This is a genomic window from Pseudomonas sp. 50_B (genome assembly GCF_017491625.1).
GTDB lineage: Bacteria > Pseudomonadota > Gammaproteobacteria > Pseudomonadales > Pseudomonadaceae > Aquipseudomonas > Aquipseudomonas danubii.
Genome location: NZ_JAFGYX010000002.1, coordinates 12947 through 27625 on the forward strand (window position 1 = coordinate 12947; position 14679 = coordinate 27625).

The window sequence follows — 14679 nt, forward strand, 5'->3', positions numbered from 1 at the left end:
AGCGATCGGACAGAATCTTGCGATTGAATGCGCTGCAGGGTAAAACCTCTAGTTAAGTCAAGGTCAAGCCTGTTTTTCATCCTGGTGCCCTTTAATGATCGAACCCGACGCCCTCCACAAAGAACTGACGGTGGGCCAGCTCTCGGCCCGCAGCGGCGTGGCCGTGACCGCGCTGCACTTCTACGAAAGCAAAGGACTGATCAAGAGCAACCGCAACGCCGGCAACCAGCGGCGCTATCCGCGCTCGGTGCTGCGTCGAGTGTCCTTGATCAAGGTGGCCCAGCGCCTGGGCATTCCCCTGGCAGAGATCGGCCAGGCCCTGGCGACCCTGCCCGCCGACCGCGCGCCCACGGCCGCGGACTGGCAGCGTCTGTCGGAACAGTGGAGCCGCGAACTGGACGAACGCATCCGCCAACTGAGCCTGCTGCGCGAGCGGCTGAACCAGTGCATTGGTTGCGGCTGCCTGTCCCTGGAAGGGTGTCCGTTGCGCAACCACGGAGATGCCCTGGGAGACGCCGGCCCGGGCGCCCGCCTGCTGGAGCCCGACGCCACCATCGACACCCCGTAGCCGGCCTCCCTCCAAGGAGCCGGCTTGCCGGCGAAGGCGGATTCACGGGCCTCTTGGCTGGCAAGCCAGCTCCACAAGGGGAGCAGGTACTCAGAAGCCGGGGGCGATCTGGCCTTTGTAGCGGGTCAGGATGAATTGGCGCACAGCGTCGGAGTTCAGCGCCTTGGCCAGTTTCTGAACCCGCGGGTCGTTGCGGTTGTCCGGGCGGGCCACCAGGAACTCGATGTACAGGTCCTTGCCCTTCTCTACGATCAAGGCGCTGTTGGTGTCGATCCCGGCTTCCAGGGCGTAGTTGGCGAATACGAACGCCAGGTCCACCTGGCTCACCGAGCGAGCCAGCAAGGCGCCTTCCAGTTCACGGATCTTCAGGTGCTTGGGGTTGTCGACGATGTCACGCGGGGTGGCCTGGGTGTTGCTCGGGTCCTTGAGCTTGATCAGCCCCGCCTCATGCAGCAGCACCAGGGCACGACCGGTGTTCACCGGGTCGTTGGGAATCGACACCGTGGCGCCGTCCTTGAGCTCGGCAATGTGCTTGATCCTGGTGGAATAGGCACCGAAGGGCTCGATGTGCACCCCCACCACCGGCACCAGGTCGGTGTGCCGGGTCTTGTTGAAGTCGTCGAGGAACGGCCGGTACTGGTAGTAGTTGGCGTCGAGGTTCTTCAACGCCAATTGCTGGTTGGGCTGGATGAAGTCGGTGAAGACCTTGATGTCCAGGTCCACGCCCTCCCTGGCCAACTCGGGTTTGACGAATTCGAGAATCTCGGCGTGGGGCACCGGGGTGGCGCCCACCACCAGTTTCTCGTTGGCATGCACGCTCAAGGACAGCACAGCGGCCAACATGGCCAGGGTCTTTTTCATGGAGTTGCTCCTAAGGCAGATACGGAGAGCCGTCGTGGGGCGCACGTGAGGCCGGTTTTTTTCAGGTTGTGAATACGTCGGGTCAACGTCGGCTGTAGCGCGCCACCAGGCGGTCGCCGGTCATCTGCAGGGCCTGCACCAGCACCAGCAGCAGGACCACGGTGACCAGCATCACGTCGGTCTGGAAACGCTGGTAGCCGTAGCGAATCGCCAGGTCCCCCAGCCCGCCAGCGCCGATCACCCCGGCCATGGCGGTGTAGTCCACCAGCACGATGGCGGTCACCGTGACCGCTGCCAGCAGGCCGCCTCGGGCTTCGGGCAACAACGTGTGGCGGATGATCTGCCAGGTGCTGCCGCCCATGGCCTGGGTCGCCTCCACCACTCCACGGTCCACCTCCCTCAGGGCGGTTTCCACCAGCCGGGCAAAGAACGGTGTACAGCCCACCACCAGCGGCGGGATGGTGCCCGGCACCCCGAGGGAGGTGCCCACCAGCAGGGTGGTCAGGGGAATCAGCACGATCAGCAGGATGATGAAGGGCAACGAACGCAGCACGTTGACCAGCACCGACAGCACTCGATAGATGCCCTGGGCTTCATGCAACTGGCGCTTGCTGGTGAGAAACAGCAGCACCCCCAGCGGCAGCCCCAATAGCACGGTAAAGCCCAGGGCCGCACCGAGCATGCTCAGGGTGTCGAGACAGGCCTGGGCGATATCGGCCCAATAAATGTTCTTGAACCACTCGGCCATGGCATCAGGACCAATCGTGGCGCGGTGGCTTGATGTCGTTGAGCAGCCAGTTGCCCACCACGTGGTACTTCCAGCGCACCGGGTCGTGCAGGGTGTGCACCCGGGCATTGCGCCAGTGGCGGTCGAAGTTGTGGCGCTTGAGGGTCGAGCGGGTGCCACCCAACTCGAACAGCTTGTTGCTGGCCTCGATGGCGATCTCGGTGGTCAGCACCTTGGCCTTGGCCACCGCCAGGGACGCCCGGGCGACATTGTTTTCATCAGGTGCCGGACGCGCCGCATCCAGGGCCAGGCCGGCCCGCTCCAGCAGGGCTTCGGCGGCCTCCAGGCGGATCTCCAGGGCCCCCACCTGGATGATGGTCAGTGGATCTTCACTGGCCTTTTCCACCCCGGCGTCGATCCACGGCCGGGCGTGCTGACGAACAAAGGCGATGGTGTCCCGTAACGCCGCCCGGGCGATGCCGGCGTCGATGGCCGCCGTGGTCAGTTGGGCGAAGGGCCCGGCCAGGGTCGGGCTTTCATAGGAGCGATAGGTGGGGAACAAGTTGAAGGCCGGCACCAGCAGGTTTTGCGCCAGCACCGTGCCGCTGGACGTGGTGCGCTGGCCGATGCTGTCCCAGTCATCGATCACCACCAGCCCTTCGCTGCCCCGGGGCACAAAGGCCAGTTGCCCGCGGCCCTGCTCGTCCAGGGCCAGCACCGCCAGCCAGTGGGCGTACAGCGAACCGGTGCAGTAACCCTTGCGGCCGTTGATCACATAACCCTCACCTGAGCGACGGATGCTGGCCTGAATGTCCTGAACGTTCTTGCCGCCGGTTTCCGACAGCGCATTGGCAAAACGGTGGCCTTGCAGGGCCAGGGCGAAAAAGTGCGCCTGCTGCTCCGGGGTGCCTTGCAGGCGGATGTCTTCCAGCAGGCAGTAGTGATTCTGCGGGATCTGCCCCAGGGACGGATCGGCGGCGGAAATGATGGCGATCACCTCGGCCAGCACCGCGTAGGACACCTGGGCACCGCCATATTCCCGGGGCACGCTGATGCCCCACAGGCCACTGTTGGAATACAGGTCGACCACCTGCGACGGCACCTCACGAGTGCGGTCGCGCTCGGCGTCCTGCTCCAGCAGGACGGCAGCCACGCGCCGGGCCACGATCAACGCTTCGGCGCCATCGCGGATCACATGGGCGGCCGGGGTATGCAGGGGATAAACGGCAGATTCAGGCAATGAAGACATACAGCGCTCTCGGGCGAATGAAGGTTCCACCCCGCCATTGCAGCTTCTGTGCCGAAAGATCAGCCCAGTGAATTCAAGGGCTTACAGCCCGTTCCTGGCGGTTGCCCAGCGGGCCGCCAGACAAATTGCTGGAGGGCTGTTGTTGGGCCAACAGTGAGTCGCTGTTGCCTGGACGACACCTCGTCAGCCCACACCGGCACCGAAGGTTCCCGGGTATAGAGTGAACGCTGCTCGATCCAGCGACGGACCCGTTTCCAACAACAACATCAAGGAGAAACCCAGATGAGCGTCAAACCCATTCCCGAAGGCTTCAACGGCGTCACTCCCTACTTGGGCATCAAGCGCGCCGCCGAGGCCATCGAGTTCTACAAGCAGGCCTTCGGCGCGGTGGAAACCATGCGCCTGGAGATGCCCGACGGCAGCGTGGGCCATGCCGAACTGCGCATCGGCGGCTCGGCCATCATGCTCGGCAGCCCCTGTGAAGAAACCCCGATGGAAAGCCCGGACAGCCACAAGACGTCGGTTGGACTGCATCTGTATGTGGAAGATGTCGATCGCAGCTTCGCCCGGGCATTGGCCGTCGGCGGCACCGAGGTGTCGGCGCTCAAGGACCAGTTTTACGGCGACCGCAGCGGCAGCCTGCGTGACCCGTTCGGCCATGTGTGGTTCCTGGCCAGCCGCAAGGAAGACCTGAGTACCGAGGAAATCAGCCGGCGGGCGCAGGAAATGTTCCAGCAACAACCCCATTGACCCGCCCTGGCGCCCAAGACCCTAGGAGCGGCTTGCCGGCGAAGGTGATCTCAGGCTCCCCTTCGCTGGCCAGCCAGCGCCTACACCGATCAGCCGCCCCTGATGCACAAACCCAAAGCCCAGGAAAAAACCCATTTTTACGGGGCTTCCCTGGCTTCGTAACATTTACTTTCATATCGCCTTTCAGGATTTACGATTCTCATTCGTCTTAATTAGATGCAGCAGGCCGCGTTGGCCAAGGCTATGCCCGGCACCTTTGCGCCGGGCTCGGCCCAGGGTTCCAGTGCCGCTCCATTCCTCGAATCAAGACGCCCACTCCATGTCGAAGAAGTCCCGTTCAAAAATCTGGTTTCTGGTGCACAGCTGGCTGGCCCTGCCCATCTGGTTCTTTGTGCTGATCGTCTGTGTCACCGGCACCCTGGCGGTGGTCAGCCAGGAGATCGTATGGCTGGCCAATCCGGATATCCGAGCCAGTAAACCCAGCGATGATGCCCAGCCGCTCAATTACGACCAGATCGTGGCGGCCATCAAGCAGGCCGACCCCAGCACCCGCATCGATACCATCGTGACCCCGGACGAAAGCCATTTCGCCCTGAGTGTCAGCGTCAGCTACCCGGACGGCCGGTCCCCAACGCTGTACGTCAACCCCTACACCGGGGCGATCCAGGGCACCAGCCCAGTGTTCGACTTCCAGGGCTTCACCCGGGCCCTGCATGGCTGGTGGCTGGTGCCCTTCACCAACGGCTACAGCTGGGGTTGGTACCTGGTGTCGTTCCTCGGCCTGCCGCTGCTGATTTCGTTGATCACCGGGCTGGTGGTCTACAAGAAGTTCTGGAAGGGCTTTCTCAAGCCGACCCTGCGCCTGCGCCATGGGGCACGGATCTTCTGGGGCGACTTCCACCGCCTGAGCGGCATCTGGTCCATCTGGTTTATCACGGTGATCTCGATCACCGGCATCTGGTTCCTGATCGAGGCCGTGCTCGCCGACAACCACATCAGCATTTCCAGCCAACCCATTGTTCCGGTCATCGCCCGGGAGCAGGTGCCGACCACCACCGATGGCAGCCCCGCGCCGATGATCGGCCTGGACCAGGCCATCGGCATCGCCACCCAGAAGATCCCCGGTTTCGACATCAGCTTCGTCAGCCTGCCAAGCAATGCCTACAGCCACCTGTACGTAGGCGGTCGTGGCTGGTACCCGCTGATGTACCAGACCGCCAACATCAACCCCTACACCGGCTCCCTGGACACCTCTCACCTGCTGGGGGACCGCAACACCCTGGAGTTCGTCACCGAGTCCATGCGCCCGCTGCACACCGGAGATTTTGGCGGGATCTGGGTCAAGCTGATCTGGTTCTTCTTCGGCCTGGTGCTGAGCATGATGGTCCTCAGCGGGCTGTTGATCTGGACCAAGCGCACCGCCCTGGCCACCGCCAACGCCCTCAAGCGTGAGGAGAAGGCCGCCCGGGCGCGTCCCGCGAGCAAACCCGTGCCGACGCCCACCCCGGCCATGAGCATCGAAACTTCGGAGAGCCACCCGTGAGCCAGACCCACAGCGCAACCGCGCCTTCGCAGCTGAGCCGGCTTTGGCATAAATGGCGCTTTCACCTGAACATCCTGCTGTTGCTGATCCCCCTGGGCTTCATGCCCAAGTACCTCGCCGATGCCTCGTTGTTTCGCGGCGACAGCGGCCTGGGGGAACGGGAGATCGGTGAAATCCAGGTCGGCCCCTGGAGCCTGCGTCTGGCCGAGATGCGCAACGAAGCGCCCCGCAGCGATGGCCCCGCCGGCTACCTGAAAAGCTTCAACGCTGCCCTGTGCCAGGCCTGCATCGAACCGGTCAAGGCGACCTACCTGCGCATCGGCAAACCTCGCAGCCTGCGGGCCGCCGGGGTGATCTTCTTCGGCAGCCCGTACCGCATGGGGGCCAGCCTGCCGATTCCGGAAAAGACCAAAGCCGACGCTGAGCTGTGGATCACCCTGGAAGGCTGGGACGGCAGCATGCACCAGGCATCCATTCCCCTGAGCCAGGCGTCCCCCGCCACCGTGGCCTGGCTCGAAAAACAAGGAGGCAAATGATGATTCGCGCAGTATCCACCCGGCGCCTCGGCGCCGCTGCCCTGTTGCTGCTGGGCGCAGCCTTCAGCCACAGCGCCCTGGCCCACAACCCGATGTGCGAATGCAAGGCCATCGACGCCGAGCAGATCCGCTGCACCGGCGGTTTTTCCGACGGCAGCGGCGCGCCGGGAGTGACCCTGGACGTGATCGGCTACGACGAAACCATCCTCGTGCCGGGCAAGCTCGGCAGCGATTCGACCCTGACCTTCAAGAAGCCTTCCAGCGAGTTCTACGTGCTGTTCGATGCAGGCCCCGGCCACGTGGTCGAGATCGACCAAGCGGATATCGAGACCCCATGACTCCTGCCACCACCCAGGTCGTGCGCCCCGCCGGCGCCGGTCACGAAACCCTCTACGTCCTGTTGCTGTGCCTGCTGATTCTGTGTGTCGCCGGCAGCGTGGTGCTGTGGCGCGGCGAAACAGTCGAAACCGCCAGCGTCGCCAGCCACCAGCTCGACGCCCGCCGCGATCTGAGCGCCGGCGAACAGGGCATCTACGCCGACCTGCGAGTGACCCTCGACGAGATCCATCTGCTGCAGGCCGAAAGCCAGACGCTGCCGAGCCCGGAGCAACTGGCCGAGGAAGGCTTCGCCCCCTTCGCCCAGGACGCCAGCTCGGTGAGTCGCGGCGGCCATGCCTGGCAATTGCAGGACCAGGCCTACCTGGGCCTGAGCCAGAACCCGCAAGTGGCCGGCTCCTTCCTGATGCGCCTGGACACCGAGAATCAGGCCAAGGTGGACATCTGGCTCAACCGCGCCCCATCCGTCGCCGTGCCGGTCGATCTCAGCGACGCGACGCTGGCCGCCGCCGGCTGGCAACAGGTGGTCGCGCAATTCGATGCCGGGGTGACTCGCCAGCATCGTCACTGATCTTTTTGCATTCACCCGAGAGAAGAACGCTAGCCATGCCCATTTCATCGCAACGCCGCCCATTCCTGCGGGTGCTGCTGGTCAGCCTGCTGGCCCTGGTGCTCAGCCCCCTGGTCAGCGCCGACCCGGCCAAGCGCCTGCGCATCGGTATCACCCTGCACCCTTATTACAGCTACGTAGCGAACATTGTCGGCGACAAGGCCGAGGTGGTGCCGCTGATTCCCGCCGGCTTCAACCCCCACGCCTACGAGCCCCGGGCCGAGGACATCAAGCGCATCGGCAGCCTGGACGTGATCGTGCTCAACGGCGTGGGCCACGATGACTTCGCCGACCGCATGATCGCCGCCAGCGAGCGCCCGGACATCCCGGTGATCGAAGCCAACGAGAACGTGCCGCTGCTGGCCGCCACCGGCGTCGCCGCCCGGGGCGCCGGCAAAGTGGTCAACCCGCACACCTTCCTGTCCATCAGCGCCTCCATCGCCCAGGTCAACAACATCGCCCGGGAGCTGGGCAAGATGGACCCGGCCAACGCCAAGACCTACACCCAGAACGCCCGGGCCTACGGCAAGCGCCTGCGGCAGATGCGCGCCGACGCCCTGGCCAAGCTGACCCAGGCGCCCAACGCCGACCTGCGGGTGGCCACGGTACACGCGGCCTACGACTACCTGCTGCGTGAGTTCGGCCTGCAAGTCACCGCGGTGGTGGAACCGGCCCACGGCATCGAGCCCAGCCCCAGCCAGTTGAAGAAGACCATCGACCAACTGCGGGAACTGGACGTCAAGGTGATCTTCTCGGAGATGGACTTCCCCTCCACCTACGTCGAGACCATCCAGCGCGAATCCGGGGTCAAGCTCTACCCTCTGTCGCACATTTCCTACGGCGACTACAGCGCCGACAAATACGAGAAGGAAATGAAAGGCAACCTCGACACCGTGGTCCGGGCCATCCAGGAGGCCGGGGCATGACCGCCATCGAAACCCTGCTGCGCGGCCCTGCCATCGAGTTCGACCAGGTCAGCCTGACCCTGGGCCGCACCACCATCCTCGACCGCGTGACCTTCCAGGTGCAGCCCGGCAGCGTGCACGCACTGGTGGGGCCCAACGGCGGCGGCAAGAGTTCGCTGATCAAGACCCTGCTGGGGCAGATGCCGCACCAGGGCCAACTGCGCCTGCAATGGCCCGGCGCCCCCGGCACCATCGGCTACGTGCCCCAGGCCCTGGAGTTCGACCGTGGCCTGCCGATGACCGTGGACGATTTCATGGCCGCCATGTGCCAGCGGCGCCCGGCCTTCCTTGGCCTGAGCCGGCATTACGCCCAGGCGATTGGCGAAGCCCTGGAACGGGTCGGCATGCAGGACAAGCGCAAACGGCGCATGGGCGCCCTGTCCGGGGGTGAACGCCAGCGCGTGCTGCTGGCCCAGGGGCTGATCCCGGCCCCGCAACTGCTGGTGCTGGACGAACCGATGTCGGCCCTGGACGAAGCCGGGATCCAGGTCTTCGAACGCCTGCTCCGCGATTGGCGCCAGAGCGGCATCACCCTGCTGTGGATCGAGCACGACCTTGAGGCGGTGGGTCGCCTGGCGGACCGAGTCACCGGCCTCAACCGCCGGGTGCTGTTCGACGGTCCGGCGCAACAGACCCTGACCCCGGAGCGCCTGCTCAGTCTGTTCTCCACCCATCCGCGAGCCGGCGCTGCCGTTGTCTGAGGAGTACCGCCTGATGACTTATGAAACTTTTCGCCTGATGGTCCAGGGCTGGGCCTCGGCCGGCTACCTGCCCGAAGCCCTGGCCTACGGCTTTGTGGTCAATGCGCTGCTGGCCGGCCTGCTGATCGGCCCGGTGCTCGGCGGCCTGGGCACGCTGGTGGTGGTCAAGCGCTTCGCCTTCTTCTCTGAAGCCGTGGGCCATGCGGCGCTGACCGGTGTGGCCATCGGCATCCTGCTGGGCGAACCCTACACCGGCCCCTACGGCAGCCTGTTCGGCTATTGCCTGCTGTTCGGCATCCTCCTCAACTACCTGCGCAACCGCACCGGGCTGGCTCCGGACACCCTGATCGGGGTGTTTCTCTCGGTGTCTCTGGCCCTGGGCGCCAGCCTGCTGCTGATCCTGGCCGGCAAGATCAACGTGCACATCCTGGAGAACGTGCTGTTCGGCTCGGTGCTCACGGTCAACGGCAACGACCTCTTGGTGCTGTTGATCGTCGGCGCCCTGGTGCTGGGCCTGAGCCTGCCGCTGTACAACCGCATCATGCTGGCCAGCTTCAACCCGCAGCTGGCGGCGGTGCGCGGGGTGGCGGTGAAGACCCTGGACTACCTGTTCGTGATCCTGGTGACCCTGATCACCGTGGCCGCGGTCAAGGTCATCGGCGCGATCCTGGTGGGCGCGCTGCTGGTGATTCCGGCCGCAGCGGCCCGCCTGCTCAGCCAGTCGCTCAAGGGCTTTTTCTGGATCTCGGTGAGCATCGCCACCGTCAGCACCCTGTGCGGCATCTTGCTGCCCATCGTCTTCGACCTGCCGGTGCCTTCCGGCGCGGCCATCATCCTGGTAGCCGGCGTGGCCTTCGCCCTGGCCGCCATCGCCCGCGGCACCGTCCCCAGCCTGAAAGGGAATATCGGATAAATGCACAGTTCACTGCGTCACTTGTCACTGCCTCAACTGAGCCTGGCCCTGATCCTCGGCGGCCTGATCAGCAGCCCGGCCCTGGCCGAGCGCGACCACTTCGAACCGATGCGCGTGGTGGCCAGCCACGGCATGGGCAATACCGCGCTGCACAACGCCGCCTCGCAAAAACCGCTGACGGTGCTGGCCTCGCTGCCAGTGACCTTCGGCCTGGGGCAGATCCTGCTGCAGGGCACCCACGTCAAGTTGGAACGGGCGGCCCCGGCCAATCTTCCCGGCTCGCGGCAGACCGCCTATTTCACCGGGCGCGGTGCCCCGGCCCTGAGCAAGCTGGCGCTGGATGCCGACGCGGTGATCGGTCTGCGCTCGATCTGGCCGGACGACCCGCTGTACCCCAACGCCCGGCGCAGCAATATCCGCATCGTCGAGATCGATGCCGCCCGCCCGGTGGATGGCGCCCTGCCCGGGGTGGCCCTGCAACCGGGCCAGAGCGACGGGCTCAATGCCCAGCCCTGGCTGTCCAGCAACAACCTGGGGCGCATGGCGGATGTGCTCGCCGCCGACCTGGCACGCCTGGCCCCCGAAGCCAAGCCGCAGATCGAGCGCAACCTGGCGGGAATCAAACAACGCCTGCTCAAACTCAGCGCCGACAGCGAAGCGCGCCTGGCCGAGGCCGACAACCTCAGCGTGCTGAGCCTCTCCGAGCACTTTGGCTATCTGGTCAGCGGCCTGAACCTGGAGCTGGTGGAAGTCGACGCCCGCGCCGACAACGACTGGACGCCCGAAGCCTTGCAGAAGCTGCAAGCCCGGCTCAAGGACAACGACGTGGCCCTGGTCCTGCACCACCGCCAGCCGTCCGAGGCACTGAAAGCCGCCATCAGCGCCGGTGGCAGCCAGTTGCTGGTCCTTGAAACCGACGGCGCCGACCCGCTCGACGAACTGGAAGGCAACCTGCAAAAAGTCACCCAGGCCCTGGCCTTGTAACCGCTGCCGCAGGCTGCGAACGGCCTGGGCGGCACTCCGGCGCAGGGACGCGGTGCTCGACAGACAATCGCCAAGCAAGGTCCTGCGGACCTTTGCGCAGCTTCGCCATGGCTCAGCAGCGGCTACAGCCCCCACCTCGATCCGGGCTTTTGTAGCCGCTGCCGCAGGCTGCGAAGGCCTGGACGGCACTCCGGCGCAGGGACGCGGTGTTCGACAGACAATCGCCAAGCAAGGTCCTGCGGACCTTTGCGCAGCTTCGCCATGGCTCAGCAGCGGCTACAGCACCCATCTCGATCCGGAATTTTGTAGCCGCTGCCGCAGGCTGCGAAGGCCTGGGCGGCACTCCGGCGCAGGGACGCGGCGCTCGACAGACAATCGCCAAGCAAGGTCCTGCGGACCTTTGCGCAGCTTCGCCATGGCTCAGCAGCGGCTACAGTCGGGGTCAGGGGAACGGTGCCGCTTACATATTTGCTCAAGATTGCGGTCATTTCCCGGTGCTAGTCTGCGCGTCGCAACAATGCCCAGACAGGAAGACCAGGCCATGAGCGAATACCTGACACTCAATAAGACCAATTGGGACGAACGCGCGCCCTTGCACGCCGCCTCGGCGGATTACGCGGTGCAGCGCTTTGTCGATGACCCGCAGTTTCTCTCCGACGTGGTGCAGTTCGACCGTCCTCTCTTGGGCGACATCCAGGGCCTGCGCGGCGTGCATCTGCAATGCCATATCGGCACCGACACCCTGTCCCTGGCCCGCCTTGGCGCGCAGATGAGCGGGTTGGATTTTTCCTCGGCGTCCCTGGCTGAAGCCCGGACCCTGGCCCAGCGCTGCCATACACCCATCGACTACCACGAATCGGACGTGTTCCTGGCCGCCGAGGTGCTGCCCAAGGGCAGCTTCGATCTGGTCTATACCGGCATCGGCGCGCTGTGCTGGCTGCCGAGCATCGAGCGCTGGGCACAGACCGTCGGCGCCCTGCTCAAGCCCGGTGGCCGGCTGTTTATCCGCGAGGGGCATCCAATGCTCTGGGCCCTGGATGAGGGTCACAGCGACTCGCTGCAAGTGGCGTTTCCCTACTTCGAACGCAGCGAGCCACTGGTCTGGGACGATGACGCCACGTACGTGGAAACCGACAGCAGCCTCAAGGCCACGGTGACCCACGAGTGGAATCACGGCCTGGGGGAAATCATCAGCGCCTTGCTGGCCCAAGGCCTGGAAATCACCGGGCTGGTGGAACACCAGAGCATTCCCTGGGAGGCCCTGCCCGGGCAGATGGTGGTGGATGAACGCGGCGAATGGCGACTCAAGGAAGCGCCATGGCGCCTGCCACTGAGCTACACCCTGCAGGCCGTCAAGCGCCTGGCCTGATCGCCCGGCATGAAAAACCACCAAGCTCAAGACGCCAGCGCCTTTGTAGCCGCTGCCGCAGGCTGCGAACGGCTCCGCAGGAGGCGCTGCTCTTGAGAACGCTGAAGGGCCTGCGGTCCTTTGCGCAGCTTCGCCGTGGCTCAGCAGCGGCTACACAACAATCTCGATTCGGTTTTTTGTAGCCGCTGCCGCAGGCTGCGAACGACTCCGCAGGAGGCGCTGTTCTTGAGAACGCAAAAGGGCCTGCGGCCCTTGGCGCAGCTTCGCCGTGGCTCAGCAGCGGCTACACAACAATCTCGATTCGGTTTTTTGTAGCCGCTGCCGCAGGCTGCGAACGACTCCACAGGAGGCGCTGCTCTTGAGATCGCTGAAGGGCCTGCGGCCCTTGGCGCAGCTTCGCCGTGGCTCAGCAGCGGCTACACAACAATCTCGATCCGGTTTTTTGTAGCCGCTGCCGCAGGCTGCGAACGGCTCCGCAGGAGGCGCTGTTCTTGAGATCGCTGAAGGGCCTGCGGCCCTTGGCGCAGCTTCGCAGGCTCAGCAGCGGCTACAGGCCTTGCAGATCAGCCGGCCACGGCCTGCTGGTCCATCTTCTGGCGCAGGCTCAGGGGCCGCATGTCGGTCCAGACTTCTTCGATGTAGGCCAGGCACTCTTTCTTGAAGCCGCTCTTGCCCACAGTGCGCCAGCCCTGGGGCACGGCCTTGTAGTCGGGCCAGATCGAGTATTGCTCTTCGTGGTTGACCACCACCTGGAACAGGATGTCCTCACGGTCGAATACTGAAGTCATTGCTTGTCTCCGTCGTTAATAAGGTGTGCCGCGCCCCAGGCGTGGCAGTTGTGTAGAAGGAACGAACCAGGGCCGAGAAAAATTAGAGGCTGGCCACCGCGGCAGCCACTGCCTTGCTGAAGATGTCCGCCACCTGATCGATCTGCGCCGCGCTGATGATCAGCGGCGGCAGGAAGCGCACCACGCTGCCATGGCGCCCGCCCAGTTCGAGGATCAGGCCGCGCTTGAGGCATTCACGCTGCACCAGCGGCGCCAGGCGCAAATGTTGCGGCGGATGGCCCTGGGCATCCGGGGCGCCGGCCGGGTCCACCAGCTCGACGCCAAGCATCAGGCCACGGCCACGGACATCCCCCAGTTGCGGGAAGTCCCGCTGCAGGATCAGCAGGTGCTCGCGCAAGCGCTCGCCCATGGCCGCCGCGTGCTCGGGCAGACGGTGCTGCTTGAGGTAGCGCATCACCGCGGAACCGGTGGCCATGGCCATCTGATTGCCACGGAAGGTCCCGGCGTGTGCCCCCGGCTGCCAGGTGTCGAGCCAGTCGCGATAGACCATCACCGCCAGCGGCAGGCTGCCGCCGATGGCCTTGGACATCACCACCACATCGGGAATGATCCCGGCGTGCTCGAAGGCGAACATCTTGCCGGTGCGACCGAAGCCGCTCTGGATTTCATCGACGATCAGCGCCACCCCGGCCTGCTCGGTGATGCGCCGCAACCCTCGCAGCCAGTCCAGGTCCGCCGGGATCACCCCGCCCTCGCCCTGCACCGCCTCGACGATGACCGCCGCCGGCAGGGCCACGCCCGCTTCAGGATCGCTCAGCAGGTTTTCCAGGTAATGCAGGTTGACCTTGACCCCCTCGACGCCCCCCAGTCCGAACGGGCAGCGGTAGTCATAGGGAAAGGGCAGGAACTGCACACCGTTGTTCAAGAGTCCCGCCAACGCACGCTTGGGCCCCAGGCTGCCCATCAGGCTCAGCGCGCCCTGGCTCATGCCGTGGTACCCGCCCTGGAACGACAGCACGGTGCTGCGTCCGGTGGCGGTGCGCACCAGCTTCAGCGCGGCTTCCACGGCATCAGTGCCGGTGGGGCCGCAGAACTGGATCTTGGCTTCGGCGGCCAAGGCCTCGGGCAACAGGCCGAACAGGTCCTGGACGAACTGGTCCTTGACCGGGGTGGTCAGGTCCAGGGTCAACAGCGGCAGTTCATCGGCCAGCACCTGCTGGATCGCGGCGATCACCTCCGGGTGGTTGTGGCCCAGGGCCAGGGTCCCGGCCCCGGCCAGGCAATCGATGAAACGCCGGCCTTCGACATCCTCGACATGAATGCCACTGGCCCGCTTCAGGGCCAGGGGAATGCGCCGCGGATAGCTGCGGGCATTGGATTCCTGACGGCTCTGACGGGCCAGCAGGGGCGACTCCTCGAACTGGTAAAGCGCCTCGGCCGGGGCGGGAGCAAGGCCCACCGGCTGATCGTCCATAAGGCTGGTAACGGCTGACATGTCTCGAACCCTCGCGCTGCAATTTGAGCAAAACGACCACCGGCCGGATGCGCAGCCCAAGCGCGGGTGCGCACTGACAGGTTTTCCTGTTCTAAAAACGCATCAGCGCGGTCGGGATTTACACCCCAGGACGAGGAAATTGCATATACCGCCCCGTAGGAGCCAACTTGCTGGCGAAGGCGATCTCAGGGGCCTCTTCGCTGGCAAGCCAGCTCCTGCGTCGGGCAGGCGGAACGTACAAGGCACTGTAGGAGCCCGCTTGCTGGCGAAGGCGGTCTCAAGGC

General features: G+C 65.1%; 16 protein-coding genes. 11 read left to right on the top strand and 5 right to left on the bottom strand.

The genetic code is table 11. The features are described 5' to 3' along the window. The first annotated feature begins 94 nt into the window (after positions 1 to 94). Complete coding sequence (soxR, locus tag J5M73_RS03145; RefSeq protein ID WP_102860972.1) at positions 95 to 568, top strand: redox-sensitive transcriptional activator SoxR; 474 nt, start codon at positions 95 to 97, stop codon at positions 566 to 568. Positions 569 to 658: 90 nt separating this feature from the next. Here the strand turns inward: soxR and J5M73_RS03150 are convergent, their stop codons facing one another. From J5M73_RS03150 to J5M73_RS03160, 3 genes are all read right to left on the bottom strand, one after another. Next, positions 659 to 1429 carry a MetQ/NlpA family ABC transporter substrate-binding protein gene (locus J5M73_RS03150; protein WP_115580601.1) on the bottom strand — a complete coding sequence of 257 codons (771 nt, stop codon included), beginning with the start codon at positions 1427 to 1429 and terminating at the stop codon, positions 659 to 661. A gap of 82 nt (positions 1430 to 1511) precedes the next feature. Further along, positions 1512 to 2177, bottom strand: coding sequence for a methionine ABC transporter permease (locus J5M73_RS03155; protein ID WP_102860970.1), 666 nt, complete (start codon positions 2175 to 2177; stop codon positions 1512 to 1514). A 4-nt stretch (positions 2178 to 2181) separates the two neighbouring features. Further along, entirely contained in the window at positions 2182 to 3405 is a 1224-nt protein-coding gene (locus J5M73_RS03160) for an SfnB family sulfur acquisition oxidoreductase (protein ID WP_207815024.1), read from the bottom strand. Between the two features lie 282 nt (positions 3406 to 3687). On the opposite strand from J5M73_RS03160, the gene J5M73_RS03165 reads away from it, so the two are divergent. From J5M73_RS03165 to J5M73_RS03210, 10 genes are all read left to right on the top strand, one after another. Beyond that, positions 3688 to 4155, top strand: coding sequence for a VOC family protein (locus J5M73_RS03165; RefSeq protein ID WP_207166315.1), 468 nt, complete (start codon positions 3688 to 3690; stop codon positions 4153 to 4155). A 319-nt stretch (positions 4156 to 4474) separates the two neighbouring features. After that, a complete protein-coding gene (locus J5M73_RS03170) occupies positions 4475 to 5698 on the top strand; it encodes a PepSY domain-containing protein (protein ID WP_060840345.1) in 1224 nt (407 codons plus the stop codon). Then, on the top strand, positions 5695 to 6234 hold the full coding sequence (locus J5M73_RS03175; protein ID WP_060840346.1) for a hypothetical protein: 540 nt from the start codon (positions 5695 to 5697) through the stop codon (positions 6232 to 6234). Before J5M73_RS03170 ends, J5M73_RS03175 begins: the two co-directional genes overlap by 4 nt. Next, positions 6234 to 6572, top strand: a complete 339-nt coding sequence (locus tag J5M73_RS03180; RefSeq protein ID WP_102860965.1) for a hypothetical protein — start codon at positions 6234 to 6236, stop codon at positions 6570 to 6572. The genes J5M73_RS03175 and J5M73_RS03180 overlap by 1 nt, the downstream gene beginning before the upstream one ends. Then, complete coding sequence (locus J5M73_RS03185; protein ID WP_060844244.1) at positions 6569 to 7141, top strand: DUF6162 family protein; 573 nt, start codon at positions 6569 to 6571, stop codon at positions 7139 to 7141. Before J5M73_RS03180 ends, J5M73_RS03185 begins: the two co-directional genes overlap by 4 nt. 35 nt (positions 7142 to 7176) lie before the next feature. Beyond that, on the top strand, positions 7177 to 8106 hold the full coding sequence (locus J5M73_RS03190; RefSeq protein ID WP_102860964.1) for a metal ABC transporter substrate-binding protein: 930 nt from the start codon (positions 7177 to 7179) through the stop codon (positions 8104 to 8106). Further along, the gene (locus tag J5M73_RS03195) at positions 8103 to 8846 is read left to right on the top strand and encodes a metal ABC transporter ATP-binding protein (RefSeq protein ID WP_207166319.1); all 744 of its coding nucleotides are present in this window, start codon (positions 8103 to 8105) and stop codon (positions 8844 to 8846) included. The genes J5M73_RS03190 and J5M73_RS03195 overlap by 4 nt, the downstream gene beginning before the upstream one ends. A 13-nt stretch (positions 8847 to 8859) precedes the next feature. Further along, on the top strand, positions 8860 to 9759 hold the full coding sequence (locus J5M73_RS03200; RefSeq protein WP_115580605.1) for a metal ABC transporter permease: 900 nt from the start codon (positions 8860 to 8862) through the stop codon (positions 9757 to 9759). Beyond that, on the top strand, positions 9760 to 10743 hold the full coding sequence (locus J5M73_RS03205; RefSeq protein WP_207815033.1) for a zinc ABC transporter substrate-binding protein: 984 nt from the start codon (positions 9760 to 9762) through the stop codon (positions 10741 to 10743). Positions 10744 to 11284: 541 nt separating this feature from the next. Then, positions 11285 to 12112, top strand: a complete 828-nt coding sequence (locus J5M73_RS03210; protein WP_207166321.1) for a class I SAM-dependent methyltransferase — start codon at positions 11285 to 11287, stop codon at positions 12110 to 12112. Between the two features lie 563 nt (positions 12113 to 12675). On the opposite strand, the gene J5M73_RS03215 is transcribed toward J5M73_RS03210, so the two are convergent. Both J5M73_RS03215 and J5M73_RS03220 read right to left on the bottom strand, forming a co-directional pair. Beyond that, entirely contained in the window at positions 12676 to 12900 is a 225-nt protein-coding gene (locus tag J5M73_RS03215; RefSeq protein WP_016965112.1) for an MbtH family protein, read from the bottom strand. Positions 12901 to 12982: 82 nt separating this feature from the next. Further along, positions 12983 to 14395: an aspartate aminotransferase family protein gene (locus J5M73_RS03220; RefSeq protein ID WP_207815035.1), complete on the bottom strand. Its 1413-nt coding sequence runs from the start codon at positions 14393 to 14395 to the stop codon at positions 12983 to 12985. Between the last annotated feature and the right edge of the window lie 284 nt (positions 14396 to 14679).

Excerpts from the sequence above, each read along its gene's own strand:
- soxR (WP_102860972.1), top strand. The coding sequence starts at position 95 with ATGATCGAACCCGACGCCCTCCACAAAGAACTGACGGTGGGCCAGCTC.
- J5M73_RS03150 (WP_115580601.1), bottom strand. The coding sequence starts at position 1,429 with ATGAAAAAGACCCTGGCCATGTTGGCCGCTGTGCTGTCCTTGAGCGTG.
- J5M73_RS03155 (WP_102860970.1), bottom strand. The coding sequence starts at position 2,177 with ATGGCCGAGTGGTTCAAGAACATTTATTGGGCCGATATCGCCCAGGCC.
- J5M73_RS03160 (WP_207815024.1), bottom strand. The coding sequence starts at position 3,405 with ATGTCTTCATTGCCTGAATCTGCCGTTTATCCCCTGCATACCCCGGCC.
- J5M73_RS03165 (WP_207166315.1), top strand. The coding sequence starts at position 3,688 with ATGAGCGTCAAACCCATTCCCGAAGGCTTCAACGGCGTCACTCCCTAC.
- J5M73_RS03170 (WP_060840345.1), top strand. The coding sequence starts at position 4,475 with ATGTCGAAGAAGTCCCGTTCAAAAATCTGGTTTCTGGTGCACAGCTGG.
- J5M73_RS03180 (WP_102860965.1), top strand. The coding sequence starts at position 6,234 with ATGATTCGCGCAGTATCCACCCGGCGCCTCGGCGCCGCTGCCCTGTTG.
- J5M73_RS03185 (WP_060844244.1), top strand. The coding sequence starts at position 6,569 with ATGACTCCTGCCACCACCCAGGTCGTGCGCCCCGCCGGCGCCGGTCAC.
- J5M73_RS03190 (WP_102860964.1), top strand. The coding sequence starts at position 7,177 with ATGCCCATTTCATCGCAACGCCGCCCATTCCTGCGGGTGCTGCTGGTC.
- J5M73_RS03195 (WP_207166319.1), top strand. The coding sequence starts at position 8,103 with ATGACCGCCATCGAAACCCTGCTGCGCGGCCCTGCCATCGAGTTCGAC.
- J5M73_RS03200 (WP_115580605.1), top strand. The coding sequence starts at position 8,860 with ATGACTTATGAAACTTTTCGCCTGATGGTCCAGGGCTGGGCCTCGGCC.
- J5M73_RS03205 (WP_207815033.1), top strand. The coding sequence starts at position 9,760 with ATGCACAGTTCACTGCGTCACTTGTCACTGCCTCAACTGAGCCTGGCC.
- J5M73_RS03210 (WP_207166321.1), top strand. The coding sequence starts at position 11,285 with ATGAGCGAATACCTGACACTCAATAAGACCAATTGGGACGAACGCGCG.
- J5M73_RS03215 (WP_016965112.1), bottom strand. The coding sequence starts at position 12,900 with ATGACTTCAGTATTCGACCGTGAGGACATCCTGTTCCAGGTGGTGGTC.
- J5M73_RS03220 (WP_207815035.1), bottom strand. The coding sequence starts at position 14,395 with ATGTCAGCCGTTACCAGCCTTATGGACGATCAGCCGGTGGGCCTTGCT.